The 24107-nt window shown below is 48.6% G+C and carries 19 protein-coding genes; 9 read left to right on the top strand and 10 right to left on the bottom strand.

Annotated elements, in window-relative coordinates; genetic code table 11:
* Positions 1-54 precede the first annotated feature (54 nt).
* The 7 genes from lpdA to I1H34_RS05925 all read left to right on the top strand — a co-directional run bounded on the left by lpdA (position 55) and on the right by I1H34_RS05925 (position 6744).
* Complete coding sequence (gene lpdA, locus I1H34_RS05895) at positions 55-1494, top strand: dihydrolipoyl dehydrogenase (RefSeq protein WP_212664785.1); 1440 nt, start codon at positions 55-57, stop codon at positions 1492-1494.
* Positions 1495-1580: 86 nt separating this feature from the next.
* Positions 1581-2492: an indole-3-glycerol phosphate synthase TrpC gene (gene trpC / locus I1H34_RS05900; protein ID WP_212666153.1), complete on the top strand. Its 912-nt coding sequence runs from the start codon at positions 1581-1583 to the stop codon at positions 2490-2492.
* A 111-nt stretch (positions 2493-2603) separates the two neighbouring features.
* The gene (locus tag I1H34_RS05905; protein ID WP_212664786.1) at positions 2604-2837 is read left to right on the top strand and encodes a DUF5340 domain-containing protein; all 234 of its coding nucleotides are present in this window, start codon (positions 2604-2606) and stop codon (positions 2835-2837) included.
* Between the two features lie 127 nt (positions 2838-2964).
* Positions 2965-4221 (top strand): coiled-coil domain-containing protein, encoded by a 1257-nt coding sequence (locus I1H34_RS05910; RefSeq protein WP_212664787.1) that lies wholly within the window; start codon positions 2965-2967, stop codon positions 4219-4221.
* An 81-nt stretch (positions 4222-4302) separates the two neighbouring features.
* On the top strand, positions 4303-4986 hold the full coding sequence (purN, locus tag I1H34_RS05915; RefSeq protein ID WP_212664788.1) for a phosphoribosylglycinamide formyltransferase: 684 nt from the start codon (positions 4303-4305) through the stop codon (positions 4984-4986).
* A 143-nt stretch (positions 4987-5129) separates the two neighbouring features.
* Positions 5130-5939 carry a pseudouridine synthase gene (locus I1H34_RS05920; protein ID WP_212664789.1) on the top strand — a complete coding sequence of 270 codons (810 nt, stop codon included), beginning with the start codon at positions 5130-5132 and terminating at the stop codon, positions 5937-5939.
* Positions 5920-6744 (top strand): helix-turn-helix domain-containing protein, encoded by an 825-nt coding sequence (locus I1H34_RS05925; RefSeq protein WP_212664790.1) that lies wholly within the window; start codon positions 5920-5922, stop codon positions 6742-6744. Before I1H34_RS05920 ends, I1H34_RS05925 begins: the two co-directional genes overlap by 20 nt.
* Here I1H34_RS05925 and I1H34_RS05930 read toward each other — a convergent pair.
* The gene (locus tag I1H34_RS05930) at positions 6741-8141 is read right to left on the bottom strand and encodes a phospholipid carrier-dependent glycosyltransferase (protein WP_212664791.1); all 1401 of its coding nucleotides are present in this window, start codon (positions 8139-8141) and stop codon (positions 6741-6743) included. The genes I1H34_RS05925 and I1H34_RS05930 overlap by 4 nt on opposite strands.
* On the bottom strand, positions 8142-9362 hold the full coding sequence (locus tag I1H34_RS05935) for an HhoA/HhoB/HtrA family serine endopeptidase (protein ID WP_283250063.1): 1221 nt from the start codon (positions 9360-9362) through the stop codon (positions 8142-8144).
* A 116-nt stretch (positions 9363-9478) separates the two neighbouring features.
* Here I1H34_RS05935 and queF point away from each other — a divergent pair, with 116 nt between their 5' ends.
* On the top strand, positions 9479-9913 hold the full coding sequence (queF, locus tag I1H34_RS05940; protein WP_212664793.1) for a preQ(1) synthase: 435 nt from the start codon (positions 9479-9481) through the stop codon (positions 9911-9913).
* A 43-nt stretch (positions 9914-9956) separates the two neighbouring features.
* Here the strand turns inward: queF and larB are convergent, their stop codons facing one another.
* The 7 genes from larB to I1H34_RS05975 form a co-directional block, all read right to left on the bottom strand.
* Complete coding sequence (larB, locus tag I1H34_RS05945) at positions 9957-10757, bottom strand: nickel pincer cofactor biosynthesis protein LarB (protein WP_212664794.1); 801 nt, start codon at positions 10755-10757, stop codon at positions 9957-9959.
* A 40-nt stretch (positions 10758-10797) separates the two neighbouring features.
* Positions 10798-11481, bottom strand: coding sequence for a neutral zinc metallopeptidase (locus I1H34_RS05950; RefSeq protein ID WP_249369841.1), 684 nt, complete (start codon positions 11479-11481; stop codon positions 10798-10800).
* A gap of 182 nt (positions 11482-11663) precedes the next feature.
* The gene (gene pntB, locus I1H34_RS05955; RefSeq protein WP_212664795.1) at positions 11664-13091 is read right to left on the bottom strand and encodes a Re/Si-specific NAD(P)(+) transhydrogenase subunit beta; all 1428 of its coding nucleotides are present in this window, start codon (positions 13089-13091) and stop codon (positions 11664-11666) included.
* An 82-nt stretch (positions 13092-13173) separates the two neighbouring features.
* On the bottom strand, positions 13174-14787 hold the full coding sequence (gene pntA, locus I1H34_RS05960; RefSeq protein WP_212664796.1) for a Re/Si-specific NAD(P)(+) transhydrogenase subunit alpha: 1614 nt from the start codon (positions 14785-14787) through the stop codon (positions 13174-13176).
* An 867-nt stretch (positions 14788-15654) separates the two neighbouring features.
* The gene (locus tag I1H34_RS05965; protein ID WP_212664797.1) at positions 15655-16149 is read right to left on the bottom strand and encodes a pentapeptide repeat-containing protein; all 495 of its coding nucleotides are present in this window, start codon (positions 16147-16149) and stop codon (positions 15655-15657) included.
* 191 nt (positions 16150-16340) lie between these two features.
* A complete protein-coding gene (locus I1H34_RS05970) occupies positions 16341-16886 on the bottom strand; it encodes a dihydrofolate reductase family protein (RefSeq protein WP_212666155.1) in 546 nt (181 codons plus the stop codon).
* Positions 16887-17032: 146 nt separating this feature from the next.
* The gene (locus I1H34_RS05975; protein ID WP_212664798.1) at positions 17033-18646 is read right to left on the bottom strand and encodes a rhomboid family intramembrane serine protease; all 1614 of its coding nucleotides are present in this window, start codon (positions 18644-18646) and stop codon (positions 17033-17035) included.
* A 256-nt stretch (positions 18647-18902) separates the two neighbouring features.
* Here I1H34_RS05975 and I1H34_RS05980 point away from each other — a divergent pair, with 256 nt between their 5' ends.
* Positions 18903-21569: a M16 family metallopeptidase gene (locus I1H34_RS05980; RefSeq protein WP_249369844.1), complete on the top strand. Its 2667-nt coding sequence runs from the start codon at positions 18903-18905 to the stop codon at positions 21567-21569.
* On the opposite strand, the gene I1H34_RS05985 is transcribed toward I1H34_RS05980, so the two are convergent.
* The gene (locus I1H34_RS05985) at positions 21566-24079 is read right to left on the bottom strand and encodes a two-partner secretion domain-containing protein (protein WP_249369846.1); all 2514 of its coding nucleotides are present in this window, start codon (positions 24077-24079) and stop codon (positions 21566-21568) included. The two genes, I1H34_RS05980 and I1H34_RS05985, sit on opposite strands and share 4 nt — an antisense overlap.
* Positions 24080-24107: the final 28 nt, after the last annotated feature.

A 24107-nucleotide genomic window follows, 5' to 3' on the forward strand; every position in this document is an offset into this window, starting at 1 on the left:
ATTAGATGATTCTGCATCTAACCCGTCTAATTGATTCCTGAGCTGGAGAGCAACGTGACCCAACAATTTGACTATGACCTGGTAATTATTGGCGCTGGTGTTGGCGGTCATGGTGCGGCTTTGCATGCGGTAGACTGTGGCCTCAAAACCGCCATTATTGAAGCTGCAGATATGGGAGGCACCTGTGTGAATCGGGGCTGCATTCCCTCCAAAGCATTGTTGGCAGCTTCTGGGCGTGTGCGTGAGCTGCGCGATCAACATCATCTGCAATCCTTAGGAATTCAGCTAGGTCAGGTCAACTTTGACCGCGGCCAAATTGCGGCCCATGCCGATAACCTCGTGGATACCATTCGGGGCAACCTCACCAATAGCCTCACTCGCCTCAAAGTCGAGATTATTCAGGGCTGGGGCAAAGTCATGGGCAACCAAAAAGTGGTCGTCAAGTCGGATGCAGGCGAACAGACCATTACCGCTCGTGACATTATCGTTGCCAGTGGTTCCGTGCCTTGGGTTCCCCCAGGAATTGAAATTGATGGCCGAACTGTCTTTACCAGTGACGATGCCATTCGCTTGTCCTGGCTCCCGGATTGGGTGGCTATTATTGGCAGTGGCTATATCGGCTTAGAATTTTCCGATGTCTATACCGCCCTGGGCAGTGAAGTAACGATTATCGAAGCCCTCGATACGTTAATGCCCACCTTTGACCCCGACATTGCCAAGATTGCTAAACGCGTTTTAATTGATCCGCGCGATATTGAAACCCATGCCGGTCGACTGGCCAAGAAAGTGACGCCCGGCTCCCCTGTGGTGATTGAGCTGGCGGACGTCAAGACCAAAGAAGTGGTAGAGGTCTTGGAAGTGGATGCTTGCTTGGTTGCAACTGGGCGGATCCCAGCCACCAAGAATCTGGGTTTAGAGGCCATCAGTGTGGATACGGATCGACGGGGCTTTATCCCGGTGAACGATCAGATGCAGGTATTGAGCCAAGGGGAAGTGGTGCCCCATGTCTATGCCATTGGTGATGCAACGGGCAAAATGATGCTCGCCCATGCCGCATCTGCCCAAGGAATTGTGGTCGTCGAGAATATCTGCGATCGCCCTCGGGATGTCGATTATCGCAGTATTCCGGCCGCTGCTTTCACTCACCCAGAAATCAGTTTTGTGGGTTTAACAGAACCCCAAGCCAAAGAGTTGGCCAAAACCGAAGGCTTCAAAATTAAAACGGTGCGATCCTATTTCAAAGCTAATTCCAAAGCTCTCGCCGAAAGTGAGGCGGATGGCCTCGCAAAACTAATCTACCGAGAAGATTCAGGGGAGATTTTGGGGGGGCATATCATTGGCCTCCATGCCGCTGATCTGATTCATGAAGTCTCTAATGCGGTTGCCCAAGGACAGCCGGTCCAGAGCTTAGCCCATTTGGTGCATACGCATCCCACCATTTCGGAAGTGATAGATGAGGCGTTCAAGCGAGCAGCTTCAGGCTTCGCTCCTTGATCACAATCTGTTCTACTGGAAGCTCTTGAACAATAAGGGGGCGCTTAAATCGTTATAATTGTTGGACCCTAGCTGTTTTGGTCTCCATGCAAATTCGCCGTCGTCCCCCCAGTGTGGCCATTAGTATTCAAGAGCTGCAATACAAAGTTAAAACCCCCGAAAATGAACCTCGCAATATCTTAGAGAAGATTGTTTGGTTCAAAGAAACGGAGGTGGAGCAGATGCGAGAATCTGTCTCTCTCCTAGATTTGCGCAAGCAAGTTGCCACCTGTGAACCACCTCTATCTTTCATTGAAGCGCTAAAAGACGGCAAGACTCAACCCGCTCTGATTGCTGAAGTCAAAAAAGCATCGCCTAGCAAAGGCGTCCTGCGAGAAAACTTCGATCCAGTCGCCATTGCTCAGGCCTATGAAGCGTCAGGAGCCTCTTGTCTATCCGTCTTAACAGATTCCGAATTTTTTCAAGGCAGCTTTGATTATTTGCAGCAAATTCGCGAAGCAGTCGGCATTCCCTTGCTTTGCAAAGAATTTGTGATCTATCCCTATCAAATTTATTTAGCTCGGTCTCGGGGAGCCGATGCAGTCTTACTGATTGCCGCAATTTTGAGCGATCAAGACCTCACTTATTTTCTGAAAATCATTAAATCGCTGGGGATGACGGCCTTAGTTGAGGTACATACCCTCCCAGAGCTAGAGCGAGTTATGAAGGTTCCTGGAGTTGAGCTGATCGGTATTAATAACCGGGATTTAGAAACGTTTACGGTGGATTTACAGGTCACCTGCCAATTATTAGCCCAGCAGAGAGCTGCACTTCAAAACCAAAATATTCTAGTGGTGAGTGAATCAGGGTTACATACCTCAGCAGATCTGGCCCAAGTCAAGCAGGCAGGGGCAGGTGCGGTCTTAATTGGGGAATCCTTAGTAAAAGAAACGGGCGATGTCCTTACCCATAGTGAAACAGAACAAATGCAAGCTAAAATTTCTGCTCTTTTTTCCTAAATCTATTCAGACAATTTGGTCCGCTGAAGATGATTTGATCATCGTGAGCTGCTGGCTAGCATCACTATTTAACAGTTACCCGTTTTACCTAATCAATAATACAGGTCGGTTATGGGGATAGTTCCACTGCCTTCACATATTCATTATGAGCTTTTGCTCCAGATTCTAGAGCGGCAGACCTTGCCGTCTTTAAACCCGGCATCTGGAGAATATAATCAGGCGAAACAAGTGGTTGTCTCCCTGCGCAAAGCCTTGGCTTATCAAAAAACCTTAGAGGATCGATGTAACCAGTCTGACCGGACCGTAGAACATCGCTGGTCCCTCAATGAACAGAAAGCTCTCTAACCTTCAAAGGGATGACGCCTCAGTATTTTTAAAAAAGGCTGAGCTTATCGAAAGCTTTACAGGTCGCCTGTTAAACTGAACCACATTGAATTGCACCAAGCAATGGTCAACTTGTGGGAGCCTAACGTTGGCAGAGCAACTGGAAATCAATTGGGGGAATCAGGGTGCAGCTGAAGGTGACTCACAGTCCCAAACTGCTGTGGGAGTAGAAGAGTCCATCGTTATGCCGCAGGAGTTGTCAGAGATGTCCCTTGAGATTTCCCCGGCTGAATTGGAGGATAATGCCACTACATCCTCTACTGATCACGAACAAGACGCCACTAGTCCTCAGCAAAGAATTCAGCTTTTAGAACAAGCCCTAGAACAGTGCCAGCTATATATTGACGAACTGAAGTCCAAATTAATGGATCAAGCGTTTTTGGAAGAGCAATTGGCCACGACGGAAGAGTTCTCTCATATTCAGCAACAGGCGGTCATCACCCTGCAAGATCAGCTCACAAACCGTGAGCAAATCCAGCAAGAGCTGGAAAACTTACGGCAAGCCAAGATCGACTTAACCAATCGTTTGTCGGATAAAGATACTAGCCTTCGCTTCCAAGAAGCAGAACGGGCTAAACTCCAAGACCAGTTTGCGGAAGAACGGACTGCATTAGAACGGTTACAAGATCAAGCCGAACGGCTGTCATTGCAAATCCAGTCTTCCCAAAAAACAGCGGTGCATGAAACCCAACAGCGGATCATTGCCCAAACCACGGCGGAGCGGCTGCGGACGCAGCTGCGGGAATGTGAAGCGGATATCCAAACCTTAGAAGTGCAGCTGCAGCAAGCCCGGGAAAGCCATACCACTCAGCAAGATATTATTAAGTCTTTGCAAAATGCGGGTAAGTCTGATTCCCATAAAAATCAAGCGATTCAAAGCTTAAGTTCTAGCCTCTTAAAAGCCCAAAATACAATCGCTGACTTGGAGACCCAGCTGTCTAATCAATCGATTGTGCAAGCCCAGTTCCAACATTCCACCCAGGAATTTGCAGAACAGGCCCAATCTTTCCAAAAGCGCTCTGAGGAATTAGAGCAGCAAGTGGCGGAAATGCAGGAACAAATTTTGCACCAGGCCCAGCAGGCCAGTGAGTATGAAACGGCCGTCCAGCACTGGAAAGATCGCTCCTTTACCGCAGAGCAAACCGTTGCCCAGATGAAGCAACTTCTTGAACATTTGTTGGCGGATCGCAAAGGTCCTGACCTACCCCTGCCTGCAAAATTAGATGATGCGATCGCAGCTCTGTCTCAAAGTTATTTATCTGAGGATACAGCCACTCATTCTCGCAAAAACCTCAAGCTTGATTTGCCTGCCTTGTTACACCGATGGCGTCACACCAAAACTTGATTCTGAACCGATTTTGCCTACAATGTTCAGGGCATTCCCGCAGTATTCCAGACAGGCACTGACCCTGGCTTCTCCAACCCTATGAGTTTTTCTGCTTCAGAATCTGTGTCTCCGGCTCTGGTCTCTCCTGATGAGGTATCGCTAAAGAACATATCTTCGCCCCCACCCCTAAAACTAGGGATTATGGCCTCGGGAACCGGGAGTAACTTTGTTGCGATCGCAGATGCCATTGCTCAACATCATCTTGCAGCCCAAATCCAGGTCGTCATTTATAACAATCCCGAGGCCCCAGTTGCCCAGCGGGCCCAAGAACACCAGATATCGACCCATCTTATCAATCATCGCCATTTCCCCGAGCGGGAAGTCTTTGACCAACAGATCGTTGACCATCTGCGAGAAGCAGAGGTGGAATGGGTAGTGATGGTAGGGTGGATGCGCCGAGTCACCTCAGTACTGATTGATGCCTTCCCTGATCGCATCATCAATATTCACCCCAGCCTCTTACCGAGTTTTCCAGGGATACGGGCCATTGAGCAGGCCATTGAGCATCAGGTCAAAATTTCAGGTTGTACCGTTCATATCGTCCGATTAGAAGTGGATAGTGGTCCCATTCTGATCCAAGCCGCCGTTCCGGTCTATGCAGAGGACACCCCTGCTTGTTTGCATCGTCGCATTCAGATTCAAGAGCACCGCATTATTGTCCAAGCCATTGCTCAGCTCATTCAGAATCGCCATCCTCATAACTTATTGCTAGAGAAAAAATGAGCAGATCCACGCTCAATAGTAAGGATGAAGCTAATTATATTTTCTAAAATAATAAATAAAGATATGATTCTGTCTTTATGTCTCACAATATGGCTACCTCCATTTCTAGTCGTTAGAATTGGGGTGTCAATCCTCAACAATTTATGGAAGTCCGGCTACAAAAATTGTTATCTCAATGGGGCGTTGCCTCACGCCGTCAGGCAGAACAATTAATCTCAGCGGGGCAGGTTCAGCTCAACGGACACACAGCAGAATTAGGTCAAAAAGCCGATCCTGACCAAGACCAAATTGCCCTCAACGGCAAGATCCTCAATCCCACCAATCGCCCTCAACAGCTCTATTTACTGGTGAATAAACCCAAAGGAGTTGTGTCCACCTGTAAAGATCCTCAAAATCGGCCCACGGTGTTGGACCTGCTGCCTAAAACCTATCAACAGGGTCAAGGTCTGCATCCCGTCGGACGATTGGATGTTGCATCTACAGGGGCGTTGCTTTTAACCAATGACGGACAACTCACCTTTGCCCTCACTCACCCGCGATTCCACATTGCCAAAACATATCAAGTTTGGTTAGAGGGATGTCCACCCCCTGAAATCCTTGCTCGATGGCGTCAAGGGATTCAGCTGGAGGACAGAAAAACCTTACCTGCACAAGTTGAAATCCTAAAACCTTACCAAAGCCATACCAATTCCATTTGTTTAGAGGTTATTCTACAGGAAGGGAGGAATCGCCAAATTCGACGAATTGCTGAACTACTGGGCTATCCGGTGCGTGCATTGCATCGAAGCCAGATTGGTTCAATATCCTTGCGCTCACCATCAGGTAAACTATTACCCCAGGGACGCCATCGGTCGCTAACAGCTTCAGAAATGAAGAATTTGCGGCGTTTGATCAAAGTTAGGAGCAGTATAAGCCCAAGAAGGAGTTCTCCCTATGAATCCGCTCGAAGTTGAGCCAGATTTGACGCAAAAGCTGTCAGAGATAGGCAATCGATTGCGTGAAGCCCGCCAGGCCCAGGACACCTCCTTAGAAGAGATTTCTGGAAAAACAATGATTCCGACACGTCTGCTATCCGCCATTGAAGAAGGCCGGGTGGATAGTCTACCGGAAGCCATTTATACCCGTGGGTTTATTCGTCGTTTCGGGGATAGCGTGGGCTTAAATGGGTCCAATTTAGCTGACGTCTATACTGGCAACTTAAGTCACGATCAGCTAGAAACAGAAACAAAGACTAAGAAGCGAAAAAGACGAATTGGTGGACTGAGAGGTGGCTTACGCCCTGTTCACTTATACGTCCTTTATATCGCCCTGATTATGTCCGCAGGGGTCGGGTTGTCCTACCTCACCAATCCTTCAGCGATCACCTCGGCTGGCGATTCACCGGATACTGCAGGTGCCATCAACGCCGAATCGGAATCGGCACAGTCCAAGGAAGAATCACAAGCACCTAAGGATACCTCGGCAAAACCCGTTGCTGATCCCACCGCCACCAATCCTGAGACCGTTCGAGTTGACCTCACTATCAAAGAGGCTTCCTGGATGGAGATTATTGTCGATGGCGAAGTCAGTTACGAGGGCATCCTATCTCCAGGGACCAATAAAACCGTTGTCGCCAAAAAACAGCTGGTGATTAAGGCCGGTAATGCAGGCGGCGTTATGATGGCAGTCAATAAAAAGCCAGCCCAATTCATGGGAGAGCCCGGAGCCATTGAAGAAGTCAAATTGGAGCCGGAAGCCTTAACGAGTCAATCGACTTAACCTCTAACTCTCAAGATCCGCCATATCATTGGTGATATGGGTAGTCCTAAGAAAATAGGTAAACAGATTATAAAGCTGACTAGGCTAAGCAATAGTAAAGCCATTGCCAGCTGTTGCATCCACCTATCTGATGCCCGTAGCCAACCATCTATATACCATGCCAGAGCGAGACTGGTAAACATTGATGCGGGCATATAGTGGTACAAAAACGTACAGCGACTGACCCCTACCCAGGGCAAAAAATTAGCCAAATAATTCACGCCAACGTAGCAAGGTAGCCAGACCTGTTCCCCGGAAAGGTTAGCCACATCATGATCTTCTGGATGGCGTTGAGCTATGCTATTCCAAATTTGCCATCCGCCCCAAACCAAGAGGGCCAAGATAGCGATAGTGCTTGCCCACCAGAGCAGGGGATTGCCAATCGCATACACACTATAAATCCATTTGACTGCGTTCTGAGGCAAGGGAGGCCCCGTCACCGGCAAGGGTTCCAGAGTACTCTGGGTGACTTGATAAAAATAACTAATCGGCTTGAGCAGTAAAGGCCAGGTGTACCAAGCTGAACAATAGGGATGAACCTCGTCCCCCCCAACCTGCCGATGGTAGCCAAAGATTTCTTTGTGAACCTGCCAAAGGTTAAAGTCAGGGTTTTGAGCTAAATGGGGAATCCAGAAAATACTGTAGACGAATAGTGCGATCCCAGGTAGATATACAAACAACTGCAGCCAGGATAACTCTGACAATCTTTGAATCGGTAACCGTCGCTTTTGTTTTTGGTTATCCGAAGATCCAAACCATGCCTGACCGGCTTTCGCGACTAACCACAGTAGATAAAGACCGAGTAGAAATCCTAATCCATTCCATTTAACGGCGATCGTTGCCCCAAAACTAGCACCCGCCGCTGCCAACCACCCATTACGCTGATGCCCCTGATGGTTGAGAGAGATTAAGACCAACCAGTGGGCCAACAAGCCAAAGAATAGGATGTGGACATTGAGTAAGGCATACCGGGATTCCACCAACAGCAGGCCATCTAAGCTGGCTAATACTGCTGTGATCAAGGCATAGCTCGGCCGTTTGCAGAGTTGATAGGCAATCCCCGACAAGATCAACGGGATCGTAGCCCCAATCAGGGCATTCATCCATCGAAATCCCCAGGTGTTAAATCCCTTGAGGGCGATGCCCAGGGCAATTATATATTTACCTAAGGGAGGATGAGCATCAAAAAATTCCGTTTGGGTGAGATAGTTATGGCCAAACTTGGCAAAGTAGACCTCATCAAACACAAGGGTATTAAACCGTTCTAATCCCCAAAACCGAAAGGCTAAGGCAAAGACCCAAACGCAGCTAATTCCTATCCAAAACCAAAGGGGAGGGCGAGATGAAGAGACTCTCATCTAAGCCGCATTTTCCAGGGCTGCCGTCTGCACAGCAATCTGCTGAGTCCGTTCACCGCGCTTGAGGATGAGCTGCAGATTTTGTCCCACCTTCGTATTTTCGACAAATGACTGCATATCATTGGCACTTTTAATGGACTGACCATCTACAGACACAATCACATCACCCCAGCGAATTCCAGCTTTCGCAGCCGGTGTATCAGGGAAGACTTTCATCACCAGGGCACCATCAATTTCAGGCAAGATAAAGGGAGAGTTGGGATCTTTATTGTTTTCTTGGGCCTGCTCAGGGGTAAGGGTCGTCATTTGGACACCGACGTAGGGATAAGCAATTTTCTCACCCCGAACGAGCTGGTCTTTGAGGCTTTTGGCTTTATTGATGGGAATGGCAAACCCAATACCCATGGCATCGGCACGAATGGCGGTATTGATACCAATCACTTCACCGGCATCGCTCAGCAAAGGACCACCGGAGTTGCCTGGATTAATGGCGGCATCAGTTTGGATAAAGTCTAGTCGCTTACCAGGAATACCTACCTCTGCACTAGTGCGGTGTAAGGTGCTGATAATGCCCAGGGTAACGGTGTTGTCCAAGCCAACAGGGTTTCCTACAGCAATGGCCCAATCTCCAACTTGGGATTGATCCGAATTCCCTAAAGGCGCTACAGGCAAAGGATCTTTGACTCCTTTTAGCTTGACGACCGCTAAGTCAGAGACCTCATCAACGCCACGGACATCGCCTTCGAAAATTCGGCCATCCTTGAGAGTAACGGAAACGGTATCAGCTTTGCTGACCACATGAGCATTGGTGAGGATAATGCCGGAACTCTCAATAATAAATCCTGATCCTTGCCCCCGGAGCCGATCTTCTCGGGGACTGCGGGGATAACCTTCGGGGCCAAAGAAATCTCGTAAAAAGGGATCATCGAAAAAGGGATCGGAGGCAGGACGAACTACGGTGCGTTCCGTATCAATTCTGACGACTGTATCCCCCACCTTCTGCACTACATCTGAAATGAAGTTATGGGGGACTCCGGTAGTTGCACTGGTTAGGATTTTGGCAGCAGGGCTAGCAGGAGCCACTTCCGCCTGGGCGGGCAGTATGGACCCTAGTGTTAAGCCCACAACCAACACAGTCGATAGGATTCTTTTAAGCCAATCAGGCCGCTGTATTGGCCTAGGAAAGGCGCATAATACTTGAAAGAACTTTGAGAAAAGCATATTCATGGGTTTCTTGCTGCTTTGCTGCCACCGTCTACGCTATAACAAGTTTAGTCGTTTCTAACTGTAACCTTCTTAAATAGCATTGGGGTGACCCACACTTGCTACCGAATCTCATGAGCCAATCTCCCTCCCAAAATCCTACTTCTGACCCCAGCCCACAGTCTGTACAAGAGACTTCAGAATCCAAATATGGGGAACGCCAAATTGCAGAAGGAGCCCTAATTACGTTTCCTAACCCTCGTATAGGGCGTCGTTATGACATTCACATTACGCTGCCAGAATTTACCTGCAAATGTCCTTTTTCTGGATATCCTGACTTCGCCACGATTCATCTCACCTATGTTCCAGATCAACGCGTCGTAGAACTAAAAGCGTTGAAGCTCTATATCAATAGCTATCGCGATCGCTATATTTCCCATGAGGAATCAGTGAACCAAATCTTGGATGATATTGTGACTGCCTGCGATCCCCTAGAAATCAGGGTGAAGGGTGACTTTCTACCCCGAGGGAACGTCCACACTGTAATTGAAGTAAAACATCAAAAATAGTGGATTAGAGTCACGGACCGATAGCCTCAGCCAATCAGTCAGGTCACTTGGCATCAGTCTGTTCAGACTCTGATACCTGCATTTTGACAGCTGTCCTCAGAATCTGGCCTGCTAACATTGCAGCACCAAATCCATTATCAATATTGACCACACCAATTCCAGGGGCACAGGAATTCAGCATGGTCAGTAGGGGGGCAAGGCCATTAAAACTAGCCCCATAACCAATGCTAGTGGGAACCGCAATAACAGGACAATCTACTAAACCCGCCACCACACTGGCTAAAGCCCCTTCCATACCTGCCACCACGATCAGGACATCCATAGATGCGATCGCATCTCGGCAACTCAGCAACCGATGAATCCCAGCCACCCCCACATCCCAAAATCGGGTAACCGCAAATCCCCAAAGAGAGGCGACTACAGCCGCTTCTTCGGCAACGGATTGATCAGAGGTTCCTGCGGATACAATCCCAATCCGACCCGGATGTTTCGAGGTTTCTGGTAGTAGGGTTGTGGAACAAATTCTGGCTTTATCAAAATACTGCAGCTGGGGCAATGCTGGCTGCAACTGGGCAAAGACCTCAGATTCAATCCGTGTGGCGATTACACAGTCGGCCTGGGCCTGCATCGTTTTGAAAATTTCGATAATTTGCTCAGGGGTTTTGCCTGGCCCCCAAATCACTTCAGGGAAACCCGTTCGTAGCGTTCGGTGATGATCAATTTTGGCAAAATCACCCACGGGTTCGTAGGCCAGGTATTTCAGCTTTTGCAAGGCCAGCTCTGGGCTGACCTCACCTGTTGAAACAGCTGTTAGCAGTTGAGCAAGGGTATCAGGTTGCGTCACAAGAGCAGGAAGTAGGTAAGGAATGGAGGAAAAGAATAGACTAACGTCTAAACTTCACCACGGTATATCTTAAGCAACTCCTGAACCCGTTTCTATACCCTGTGCGAAAAGCTTGAGCCCGCTGAGCCCGAGTCCCATGGGTATTGGGATTAAATTGGGTATGGCCACTGGAGTAGGACTGATAATATCCTTCCTCGGCATCGTTGGCATCGAGCAAGCCTTTGCGACTGGCATATTGAGCATAGACCCCTGCAAAGCAGTCTGCCTGAAGCTCCTCTTGATATAGGTAGCGATTGAGCCGACTCAGGCCTAGTTGACGCTGAACCGCATGACCATATTCATGGGCCATGATCGTAATGGCAGCAAAATCTCCCCAGCGCTTGTCAGCACGTACGAGAAACGGAATGTTGAGATAAATGCCATGATCTCGGGGACAGTAGAGGGCATTAAAGGGGCCAGAGACCCCACAGGCCGTTCGTACCGCTCGGTAGTAGGTGTAAGATTTGGGACGATACCATTTGCGACCCATTTGCCGAAACGCTTCTTTCCAGAAAGCATTAATATCTGAATTCGCAAAATTGACTTTCTGACGTAGGGTTTGGCTAGTAGCGGGCTTAGACGCCATCAACCCTAGTCCCATTGCTAAACTGAGTGAAAGTAGGAATGAAGGAACAAACCTACGTCGATTGAAGAACCAACGGTCCTTGAGGAGGCTGGGAAGCATAGGACTAGTGAGAGATTCAGAGGATATTAGTTAACAGTGTAGACGGTATTTTTATTCAGAAAGTTCACCTGCTTTGCTTTGAGTTTTTGGATCAAAAGTAGGAATTTATCCACAAAAAAAGTAGAGAACACCCAATAAGAACAGGCATTCTCTACTTTACGCAGAATAATGAGTCAGAGCAATTATGCGGCGACAGCTGTCTTAGTCTTTGCAGCTGCGAGCTGCCCTAAGATGGCATCGACGTTTTGACGAGCATCTCCAAACAACATTTCGGTGTTGTCATTGTAGAACAAGGGATTATCGACCCCTGCATAACCACTGGACATGCCCCGCTTCATCACCACGACGTTCTCGGCATTCCAGACTTCTAGCACTGGCATGCCTGCAATGGGACTCTCAGGATCACTGAGAGCGCTGGGATTCACCGTATCGTTAGCACCAATCACCAGCACGAGATCCGTTTCGGCAAAGTCATCATTGATTTCGTCCATTTCCAGAACGATATCGTAGGGAACGTTGGCTTCTGCCAATAGGACATTCATATGTCCAGGTAACCGACCTGCAACAGGATGAATACCAAATCGGACATTCGTACCCCGATCTCGCAGGATCTTAGTGATTTGGGCAACGGGATGTTGAGCCTGAGCCACGGCCATGCCATAGCCTGGAGCAATAATCACGTTCTTGGCATTTTTGAGCAATTCTACGGTGTCATCAACAGTGGTTGAGGTCGCTTCACCCACGGGACCATCCGCTGACTTGGAGCCGCCGCTTTTAGGAGCTGCACCAAAACCACCCAGAATAACGCTGAAGAATCCTCGGTTCATGGCTTTACACATGATGTAGCTGAGGATGGCACCACTACTGCCCACTAGAGCACCGGTGATAATCAACAGGTCGTTGCCGAGCATAAAGCCAGCGGCAGCAGCAGCCCAGCCAGAATAGCTATTGAGCATAGAGATAACCACAGGCATGTCGGCACCACCAATGGCAGCAACCAAATGAATACCCAGTAAACTGGCGATCCCAGTCATGATCAGCAATGGCTGTAAACCAGCCGTGCCAGGTGCACCCATAAATTGAGCACCCAAAATTACCGATCCCACTAGCATGCCAATGTTGAGAAAATGGCGGGCAGGCAACATCAAAGGCTTGCTGCCAATAATGGCTCGAAGTTTAGCAAAGGCAACAATCGACCCGGTAAAGGTAATCGCACCAATGAATACTCCTAAATAAATTTCGATGCTGTGGATGGCTTCTTCGGATCCGGTTAAACCAGACTCCGGTTGGAGGTAGTTGGCAATACCGACCAGAACAGCAGCCAATCCCACAAAACTATGCAAAATCGCGACCAATTCTGGCATGGAGGTCATAGCCACCCGAGAAGCCACAATAGCTCCAATAATGGCACCGGGAACAATCACTGCCGCTAAAGTGGCGTAGTTAGTGACTTCGGCTCCAAGGGCCGTAGCTCCGAGGGCAATTACCATGCCCAAAATGCCGTAAATGTTTCCTTTGCGTGCGGTTTCCTGATTCGACAGGCCTGCCAAGCTAAGGATGAATAATGCACTTGCCGCGATGTAAGCCACGGTGACAAGGCTATTGGTCATAGTTGACTCCTAAAAAGATGGATCCCTGCAGCCCTATCCAGTTGAGGACGGCAGGGTATTGATTGACTTAAAAGACAAGAGATTATTTACGGAACATTTGCAGCATGCGCTGGGAAACAAGGAAGCCCCCGGCGATGTTGATGGTGCCAACTAGGATTGCGATCGCACCCAGTATCGTCGTCGGTGATCCCAAAGGACCTGAGATTTGCAACATACCGCCCAGAATGATGATGCCGCTAATAGCATTGGTGACACTCATCAAAGGGGTATGCAAGGCGGGAGCCACATTCCAAATCACCTGCCAACCCACAAAGCAAGCCAATACAAAGACCGTAAAGTGAGTCAAAAAGGAAGGAGGAGCCGTGAAACCAATTCCGAACAAAGCCGCACCTACCGCAATTAACGGTAACCACTGACCAATAACGGATTTCTCCTTTACTTCAGGCTCAGTAGGCATTGCAGGCTGCTTAGTCTCAGCTGCAGGCTTGGGAGAAGGCTGGCTGACTTGGGGAGGAGGCCAAGTAATTTTGCCCTCTTGCAAGACTGTAGCGCCCCGCACCACTTCATCTTCAAAGTCAATTTTGTAGTCTTCTGCACCGCCCATATCCTTGAGCAGATGGCAAAGGTTGTTGCCATAGAGCTGACTGGATTGGTTAGCCATGCGGCTGGGTAAGTCCGTCAAGCCAACAATCGTAACGCCATGATGTTGATAAACTTCATTCGGTCGGGTCACTTCGCAGTTACCGCCCTGCTCTGCTGCCATATCGACAACCACAGAGCCTTCCTTCATGCTCTCCACCATATCCTTGGTGATTAGCAAGGGGGCTTTTTTGCCTGGGATCAACGCGGTGGTGATAATAATATCGACCTCTTGGGCCTGCTCAGAAAACAGAGCCATTTCAGCTGCAATAAACTCAGGACTCATGGTTTTGGCATAGCCACCAGCTCCGGCCCCATCTTCTTCGAATTCCAGCTCTAGGAATTCAGCACCCATGCTTTGCACCTGCTCTTTCACGACAGGGCGAGTATCAAAAGCTCGAACAATAGCACCTAAACCGCGAGCTGCACCAATGGCAGCAAGGCCAGCAACACCAGCTCCAATCACCATGACTTTCGCTGGAGGAACTTTACCGGCAGCAGTGATTTGTCCGGTAAAGAAGCGACCAAAGTTGTTAGCCGATTCCACCACGGCTCGATAGCCCGCAATATTGGCCATGGAGCTGAGGGCATCCATTTTCTGGGCGCGGCTAATCCGAGGGATCGCATCCATCGCTAAGACATTTGCCTTTCGCTCAGCCAACTGCTTCAACAAGTCTTCGTTTTGAGCAGGCCAAATAAAACTGATTAAGGTTTTGCCTTCATGGAGTAGTTCTGATTCATGGCAGTTGAGAGTGGGGTGCATCTGCGGTGCCCGCACCTTGAGAATGATATCGGCTGTTTCCCACAGTTGAGCTGCATCTGCTATGACTTGGCAGCCAGCCTTTTCATAAACCTGATCGGAAAATGTGGCATCAGCGCCTGCTTTAGATTCAATTAAGACCTCAAACCCCATTTTTTGTAGAGTTTTGGCAGTATCAGGGGTCGCTGCTACTCGGCGCTCGCCTGAAAAGACTTCTTTCGGGATGCCGATTTTTAGGCCTGTTTTTGGTTCTTGGGTATTATCAGCGTTCGCTAATTTCTTGTCGGCAACAGTCATGAATGCTCCTTGCGGTGGTAAGTCTTCAACGGAAACTAGAAATTAAGGTGTTCCTGACCTCCTTAAAAAACAGAGGCGAGGGATATGAAGTTTTCAAAGCTTGAGGAGAAATTCAACGGCTCACGGAGATGATCAATGCCCTCCAATAATTATCCTGAGAGCGGTTTAGCTACATCGCCACAGCAAAAAACTGCAGCTACGAGAGTGATCGAAATATGAAACGAGAGTGAGGCGTGAACAATGAATTTTGGAAATTGTGCCAAGGAATTGAAGCGTAATCAGCGCAAAGCTCTACTAAATGGACCTAACACTAACAATTGGATGGGTTCACCTATAAGAGGACATACTAATCTGATCGGATCCTAAGCTTGATCCCCAAAATTGGGCGACATTCTTTAACTTGTCTTATAAATTCTTTGTTCTGCTTTGTAGATTGTTGTGTAAATGGTAGTTGACACTTTTATGCCAATTTCCTCAACTGGCCCATGCTGCCAGTTCAAGCTAAATGCCCATCATTTAACAGTTCTAGCGCTAGGAATGGGTTCAAGTAATGAATCAGTTACTGTCTGGGATCAAATTCAGTCCGAACAAAAATTGCGGAATAGGCTTGTTGAGACAAATATTGTAGCGAGTTATTTCTTGAGGCGATGGTGAACGACCTTCATGGTTGATCCGTTAACCCTACGTTATGACCTGGACAAAAAATTTCCAGAATAACCTCTTGCCATGATGAGGAAACCTTTACATCCAAAAATATCTGCAGCCATTTTGAAGAAGAAAGAGGCTACAGACATAATTCCTTGCTGACTCAGGTTTTAATCTTTATCAAGACCTGAGTCAGCAAGGAATAGACATTCTCTACTTCCGTTAGGGACAACCCAAAGAATCGCGAGTATCAATACCTGTAACAGGATTAACGCCACTAGCAGTCTCGCAGAGGATCTTGACTTGGTCCTTATCAACGATGGCAAAACTAAAGTCAGCACCGGTGACGGTGGCATCGCGAAGACTAGACTGCAATAGCATGGCTTCCGTCAAGATAGCTCCGCTAAGATCAGCTTCTGCAAAACTGCTCAGATAGGCCATACCACCCGTCATATCAGCGTTCTTTAGATTGGCACCCGTCAAGTCAACCCCATTGAAAACGACAGCTGTGAGGTCGGTCTCGCTAAAATTAGCACCCGCCAATTGATTATTACTGAATTCAGCCTCTCGTAAGTCTTGCCCCGAAAAATCTTGCGTGACAATGTCTGCATCATCAATCGCACGAGTGGCTGCAGAACTGGCGGCATGAGCAGGTAAAGGCAGTAATAAAAACAATGCTAAAAGCGTACATAAAATGGCGGTGCGAATCCGGAACATATCTTCTCAGTTTCTAAATAAAATTTCTAGAGTAAAGCGAGAGCCAAGAGCCCCTTTGACAAAACTTAATACAAATTGGTCCCTTTGGCACGCACTCATGAGAAATCTGGGTCTTAATACCATGCAGTACGAAGGGAACTTTAAATTTGGATTAGGATTTCAACGCGTGATCATCGTTAAGTAGCCGTCTCTCAACTCGCTGGTTCGTAAAGGATGGTGTAGAACAACAACACTAGACCATTGCTATAGATATTGTGATCCGAGAGTTGCAGACGAGTGGTAGGGACAGGGTTTTGTCCCCCTGCAAATAAAGGAATTCCGGTGCCAAACAGTACCGGATTAACTTTGAGAATAATTTCATCGATTTGCTTGGCTGCTAAAAGCGTTGTTGCCAACTCTCCACCCCCACAGAGATAGATGTCTTGACCGGATTCGGCTTTAAGATTACGAACTAAGTCATTCAGTTCATCAGCGACAACGGTCACGGCTTCGTCGGGACTCGTTTGTAACGTTCGAGAAATCACAAACTGCTGCATGTGCGGGTAGGGATTGGTTACTCCCTCTTTGACCCCCACGTCATAAGTTTTTCGTCCCATCAACACGGCATCAAACTGCTGTAAGGCCGTTAAATAATCTGAGACATGGTCTCCTTCCATCAAAAAGCCATCAAAGGAGCCATCTTCATGGGCAATAAAGCCGTCAATCGTGGATGCAATATAGTACTTCAGTTTCCGCATAAGTGACCTCGTCATACCCTAGTGCTCTGAATCTAGACACTGATAAGGCTAAACGGCAAGTCCATGCAGCAAAACATGATAATCAGCACCAAAACAATAGAGATCCCTTTCTGAAAACTGGCATTGCTATTGAGGAACCACTAGGTTTATGAAGATTTCAGTGCTGTTGGCTTAACAACAGATGTCTGGTATTTCAGCTTCAGTAAGCATCCCACCCCAAATCCAATCACTAAACCAGAAGCATGGCCGATAAAACTCACTTGAGGGGTTATTGCATCAAAGATCATTTGTATCACTACAAATAGACCAATCAACCTTAAGCGAGTCGCTGCCACTTTAGAAGATTGTTGTCGGATGATGCGCATCTGAATCGCAGCTTCAGTCCCAATTAATCCCATAATTGCTCCAGATGCCCCCACTGCTGCCGGGGTGACAAAAATACCAGTAACCGTCAATAGAGTTAATGCCAGCATTGAGCCAATGGCTGTAATCAAATATGAGACTAAAAAGCGCCACGTTCCCAACATTTTCTCCACAAACGGACCCAACAGCGCTAACCCAAACATATTGAGGCTCAGATGTTCAATGCCAAAGTGCAGAAAAGCTGCCGCCAAAAGTCGCCACCAGTCCCCTGCGACCACTTCTGTCGGGATAAGTGCCCCTAAGGTATACAAAGCAACGGTATCTGTACCAAAATTGAGACCATTTGCACTACTTCCTACAACGATCTCGGCCATAAAAAAGGCGAGATTAATGGTAATCAAACCTTGAGTGATCGGCGATCGCCAGAACTGGATTTTTTGTCGTTCCCGATCTGGTAATTCTACGAATAAGGCATCTCCCCACGCCTTTAACTGATGGCGTGAATGATCATCTAAGTCATGATCAACGTTGGCCTGGGGACTACGCTTGAGTAACGTGTTGGCATATAGACAATTGCCACTGGCAATGAGTTGATCGAACTCTGGTTTAGCAACCTCTGGTTCACCGGCTGCCATTACTGCGGTTGCCGACCAAAATTGTTGTGCAGAGTTCGCGATGTTAGCCAGGGGACCCTTGAACAAACGCGCCACCAGCTCTGGCTGCCCACAAAAGGCAAACACAATCAGGCGACTGAAATCCCAGTAATATTTGCTGGCAGCATTAGCAAGTTGAGGCTGAAACCGCTCTAGCTCTAGGATCATCTCATTGAGGCGCTTCGTTTCTCCTAGGGCCATCAGGTAGGTCGCCATCAGGGAAGTGCTGCTCATGACCGTAGCTTTGGGAGTCTCCTGGGTCATCCAGTCCAGGATTTCTTGCCAATCTCCATGAAAGCGAGAAATTTGGCAGCGAGCAACCATACTCATCAGTGACTTGGATTGGCTGAACGGGAGCAGTTTGGCTTCAGCCTCAGGGAGTTGACCTGCTTGAGCGAGCTCCATGGCATAGAGATAGCGGGGCCATTGCCAAAAACTATCCATAGGATGCAACAGTCGGAGGACTTGAGCCCATCGACGTGCGGATCGAAATCGATGCTGCCAGGTGAGTTGATTGATCCGGACTGATCCTCGTTGAGGGATCAATATCATGAGGAACCAGATGGCACCACTGATGAACCCAACATAATTCGGTAAGACTTGCTGTAGTAAGACCGTTAATCCCAGGAGAAATATAGCGACCAGGAGCCAACCTCTAGCAGCCTTACCTCGTTTAAAGCCAACAATTAATAAGCTAATGCAGGATACATAAACCATCCACAGCAACAGTTGATTGAAGTCCATTACTGCTCCTCAGGCCCTGGGTTAATGGTCATGTATGGCTCTTAGCGAAACAACCTGATGTTCTTGTCATGATAATTCCCTTTGGGATGAGGTGGTCTGACGAGTCTGGCGAAAGTGTGATGGCCATTATGTGCTGTCAGGGCATAGACCAAGACCTCAGATTTTTCCCTTCAACCACAGGGGTAGGAGGTGAGCGATACTAAGATCTGAGGAATATGCGGCTTATCCTCTGTTGACCCATTTGATATCTACCAACGTGACTATTTCTAGTACCCCCGATTTACGAAATGTGTTGACTAAAGACGTCAACAAAATAATCTTCGAAAATGGCTTAACAATCTTACTGAAGGAAGTGCATACTGCACCGGTTGTCAGTGTGCAAGTGTGGTATCGGGTCGGTTCACGCAACGAAGCCTCAGGACTCAATGGCATTACCCACCAGTTAGAACATCTGATGTTTAAGGGGACTCAATCCCGCCCAGTCCAATTTGGCAAGCTCTTTAGTGCCCTGGGGAGTGCCTCCAATGCTTTTACCAGCTATGATATGACCGCCTATTACGGCACCGTGGGTAGCGACAAACTAGAAACGTTGCTGATTCTAGAAGCCGATCGAATGCAGAATGTGGCCCTGACGGCTGAACATCTGGCCAGTGAAAAGCGAGTCGTCATTTCAGAGTTGCAAGGCTACGAGAACAGTCCCGACTATCGCCTTAGTAAGGCCGTGATGCAGCAGGCTTTTCCAGATTCTAATTATGGATTATCGGTCGGGGGCAACAAGTCCGATGTGGAGAAGTTTACCCTGGCCCAAGTGCAGGAGTATTACCAGACCTATTATCAGCCGAGTAATGCCACGTTGGTGATCACGGGGGATTTTGACGAAGGCACTGTTCTAGAGCAAATTCAGACCTACTTTGGTCAGATTCCAAGCAGTCCTGTCGCAACGGCACCTGCACCGATGCCAGTGGTCACTCAAGCTGCCCCCTCAGCGCCGATTGTGCTGAAAGAACCCGGCAGTGCCCCTCTGCTGGATGCGGTCTATCCTATTCCTGATGCCCAGCATCCTGATATTCCGGCCTTAGAGATTTTGGATTCGATCCTGTCGGCTGGGCGCAATTCACGGTTTTATCCAGCTTTAATTGAATCTGGCTTAGCCACCAATGCCCATGCCTATGTTGCCTCCCTAATGGATGGGGGGTGGTACAACATTTCGGTGACTGCAGCGGTAGGTGAGCTATCAGAAATTGATCAGGTGGTAGAGGCAACCCTGGAGCAGCTGCGTAGCCAGCCCATTACGACTGAGGAGCTGGAACGGGCCAAAACTCAAGTCAAGGCCGGCTTTATTCTTAGTAATCGCGAAATCGAGAATCAGGCTAGCCAGTTGGCCTATAACCAAGTTGTCACCAACGATCACTGCTTTAGCGATCGCTACCTGAGTGGGATTGAAGCGGTGACGCCTGCAGATGTGCAGCGAGTCGCTCAAACCTATCTCACCCCCATCCAAAGAACCGTCGGCTTATTTGAGCCCACGCAATTGGAAGAGCAGCCCATGACGGCAGGCATCCCTGCAACCCAAACGGCCGAAAACTTTACCCCTAGCGAACCGGTCGATCCGGCTCAGGTGGCAAAATATCTGCCTGACTTGGCGACCTCCGCTGGCTCAGATACCCAATCTTTACCCGAGCGGTGGGTTTTAGACAATGGTTTGACGGTGCTGTTGCTGGAGGACCACAGTACGCCCACAGTTACACTCAGTGGGCATATTCGGGCGGGTAATGAGTGGGATTATCTGACATTAGGTGGAGTTGCCACCATGACGGCAGATAATTTGATGAGCGGCACCACTAGCAAAGATGATCTAGCCATTGCCAAAGTCTTGGAAGATCGTGGGGCAAGTTTAGATTTTCTCTCCCTGCGAGAAGGCGTCGATGTGTCTGGATATGCCTTGTCTCCTGATCTTCTCGTGGTGTTAGAGACTTTAGGGGATGTCTTGCAGAACGCGACCTTCCCCCAGCAGCAGTTGGAATTATCTCGTCAGCGGATGCTCACCCACTTGCAGCTCGAACTAGATGATCCGGGAGCGTTAGCTCGACGGACCTTTCAACAAAAAATCTATACCCAAGACCACCCCTTTCATGGGTTCCCCACGGCCAATAGTCTGAAGAACATCAGTCGAGAGGGAATTTTGCGGTTCTATGAACAGCATTATCACCCCGACAATATGATTTTGACTTTGGTGGGAGATTTTGAGGTAGCGGAGTTGCGATCGCAACTCAACCACACCCTAGGCCAATGGCAACAGTCCCAGGACTCCATCCAGCTAGACTTCCCCGAACCCCAGCTGCCTCAAACGATTCAGCGGGTCAACGCTCCTTTGCCGGGCAAGACTCAAGTGGTGACCTATATGGGCTATCCCGGCATTGAACGCCACCATTCCCTCTACTATGCGGCCATGCTGCTGAACCAGATTATTGGGGGCGATACCCTATCGAGTCGTTTAGGGACTGAAATTCGTGATCGCCAAGGACTCACCTATGGCATCTATAGCTACTTTGCCGCTGGACTCCATGCAGGCCCCTTTGCTGTACAGATGCAAACATCACCCGAAGATACCCAAACGGCTATTTCCAGTACCCTAGCCTTACTCAAACAAGTGAAATCAGGAGGAATTACTCAGTCCGAGTTAGAAACGGCCCAGCGATCTATCCTCAACAGTTACCCTGTTGATCTGTCTGATCCCGATATTTTGGCCCAACGGTTTTTGATGAATGAAGTCCTGGGCTTACCCATCGAAGACATCCGTCACCTGCCCCAAAGGATAGGTGCTGTAACCATGGCCGAGATCAATCAAGCCATTGAAGCGTTTATCCATCCTGACCGAGTGGTCATCGTTTCCGCTGGCCCCGTGGATGCTGTCCGAAGTTAGCAATTGGGAGCAGAGGGTTGGAACGCATAATGTGATGGGCCTTGGCGCTGCGTTGTTAACACGGTGCGTCCCTGGTCATCCTGCTGCCAACCTTGAGCTTCCGTAATCTCCTGTACTGGAGTATCGGTGGGTAAAGTCGCGGTTAGTTCGGAGGGGGGAATGACTTGAGATAAAGGCTCTGGATCTGTCCGCAGGTCTTGCCATACCGCTAAGGAAGAGAGAGAGCTATGGGGGCTAATGGGTAAACCACCCCGCCCTAAGCGTTTAAAGCGACTTTGATTCGCAAATTGCCGAGTTTGACATCCTCGAGCAATGGGTTGAGGAGACTCGACATCATCGGGTTGTTCCGCCAGATTTTCACTGGGGTCAGCATCTGGGGTGTTGAGGTCAACCATGCCATTGAGCTGAGGATTGTTTTGAGAAATCGCCGTAATCTCATTGAGATCAGTATTGCTTTCACTCACCGCAATCCCAAAAAGACCCTGAGTCGTAATGGTGATTTGCCCTCCCGGTCCATTGAATGCATTTGCAGTAATATTGCTGTCGCCGTCTAAAGGGAGCGCCACAATAACATCAGCATTGAGGCTGATATTGCCACCGGCATCCAGCCCAAAAGCATTGGTAGTAATGTTGCTGCCATTGTTTAGGAACAATAGATTGGTATCGATATTGAGATTGCCTGCGGGACTCGCCACCGCATTACTACTAATCTGACTTTGATTCTCTAGAAAAACTGAGTTAGCTGTTACTTTCAAGGAGCCGGTCTGGCCCTGAGCCACACTACTTAGCTGAATGATTCCCCCATCCTTAATCCTTAACTTACCTGTATCAATTGTGATATCACCAGAATCACCAGCGCCGAAGGTACCCGCATTAATTTGACTAGCAATCAGACCCGATCGACTTATCCCCAGAACTTCAACGGAGTGAGTCGTGCTGATTTGGATATCTCCCGCTTGCCCTAAGCCAAAAGTACTGGCCGTAATCACACCGCCATCACGGATAATCAGTTTATTAGCTCGAATAATGGTATCTAAAGCATTGTTCGAGCTAATAGATGCTGTAGACACATTACTCGTTGAAAATCCGCTTTTACTAGACCCTACAATTTCAACGGTGCTGGTTGCATTGAGGGTAATCATACCGCCGGGTCCAAAGTTTGATCCCGCCGTCAGATTTGCGCCATCCCGTAAGGTTAGATCGCCCGTATTAATGGTGATATTGCCACTGGGGCCACTGTTGGGAATAAATGCACTACGAGCATTAATTTGACTGGTACTGGTCTGGTCAATGAGGAAATTTCGAGTCACAGGTTCAGTAAAGGGAACCGCTTCCGGAAGGAATCCCAAGAGGATCGTTTCCCCTCCGACATCAATAGAACGAGCTGCAGTAATGGTAAGGTTCCCACCGGGGCCTAATCCATCGGTGGCGGCGGTGATCTTAGCGCCATCAGTAACCCGTAACGTGCCAGTATTAATTTCAATCGCACTGGCCTGACCCGTCCCTATTGTGGTTGAGAGAATAGTCGTTGTTTGGGGTAGAAAAAAGCCTCTTTGGGCAATAAGGGGATCGATCGGACTATTCAGTGAAAGATTTCCCAAGACCTCTAAAGAAGTTGCAGCATTAACTGTAATACCACCACCATCAATCTCCCCCAAGGTAACGGATTGCAATCGTCCTCCCTCAGCCAGGGTGATGCGATCGCCTTGAACATTAATCACGCCACCCCCAGGACCACTCGTGTCGACCGTGGCTAAATTGTCAACGCGAATATCTTGAAAGCGTTGGACACCGCTGTAGTTTAATCCCCTAGATGAAGGGTTCAACTGCACCTGTTGATTCGCATCAACGGCACCCAAGTCAATCCGCCCCCCTGGAGCAGTTAGATTGCCCCTGACATTGACATCGCCCCCTAACAGGCTCAAGGTCTGCCCCGGCTGAACGTTGAGGTCAGACTGAACCGTAATCGTCCCCGGCTGTTGATTGAATGCCAACCCAAGGGGCCGGTTAATGGATAGCAACGGTGCAGACTGGGCTGTGGGGGTTGCGCTAAAAATATTGCCATTCGAGAACAGGACACTATTGGCCGTCGTGGCTAAAAAAGAGCCCCCCACATTCAGTTGAGCATTGGGGCCAAACAAGATCCCCCTAGGGTTAATCAAGAATAAATTAGTGGCTCCATTGGCTCGAAGCACACCATCTAACGTCGATGCCTGCCCTCCCGTAATCCGGGCAAAAATATTGGTCAGAGCAGGATTCTGGTCAAAGTAGGCTGTTGTACCAGTGGGGAGATCAAACTGCCGAAAACTATGAAATAAGTTTTGTCCTGCCTGAGTCCCGCCCAGAATTCGTTGTAATGCGCCTTCTGAGCGGACTTCTGAATTGATCGGCAAAGTGGCATCAGGGCGAATTTGAGCTGATGCTGAAGACAGCAGCCCCATCCACCCTAGAGCACTGATAGTTGCCCACAGCAAAGCTTTATTGTGATTGGTTTGAGCTAGGTTTAACAAGAAAAACTGTTTATTAAATGGAGCAGGT

Origin of the sequence: Acaryochloris marina S15 (assembly GCF_018336915.1) — a bacterium.
Taxonomy (GTDB): domain Bacteria; phylum Cyanobacteriota; class Cyanobacteriia; order Thermosynechococcales; family Thermosynechococcaceae; genus Acaryochloris; species Acaryochloris marina_A.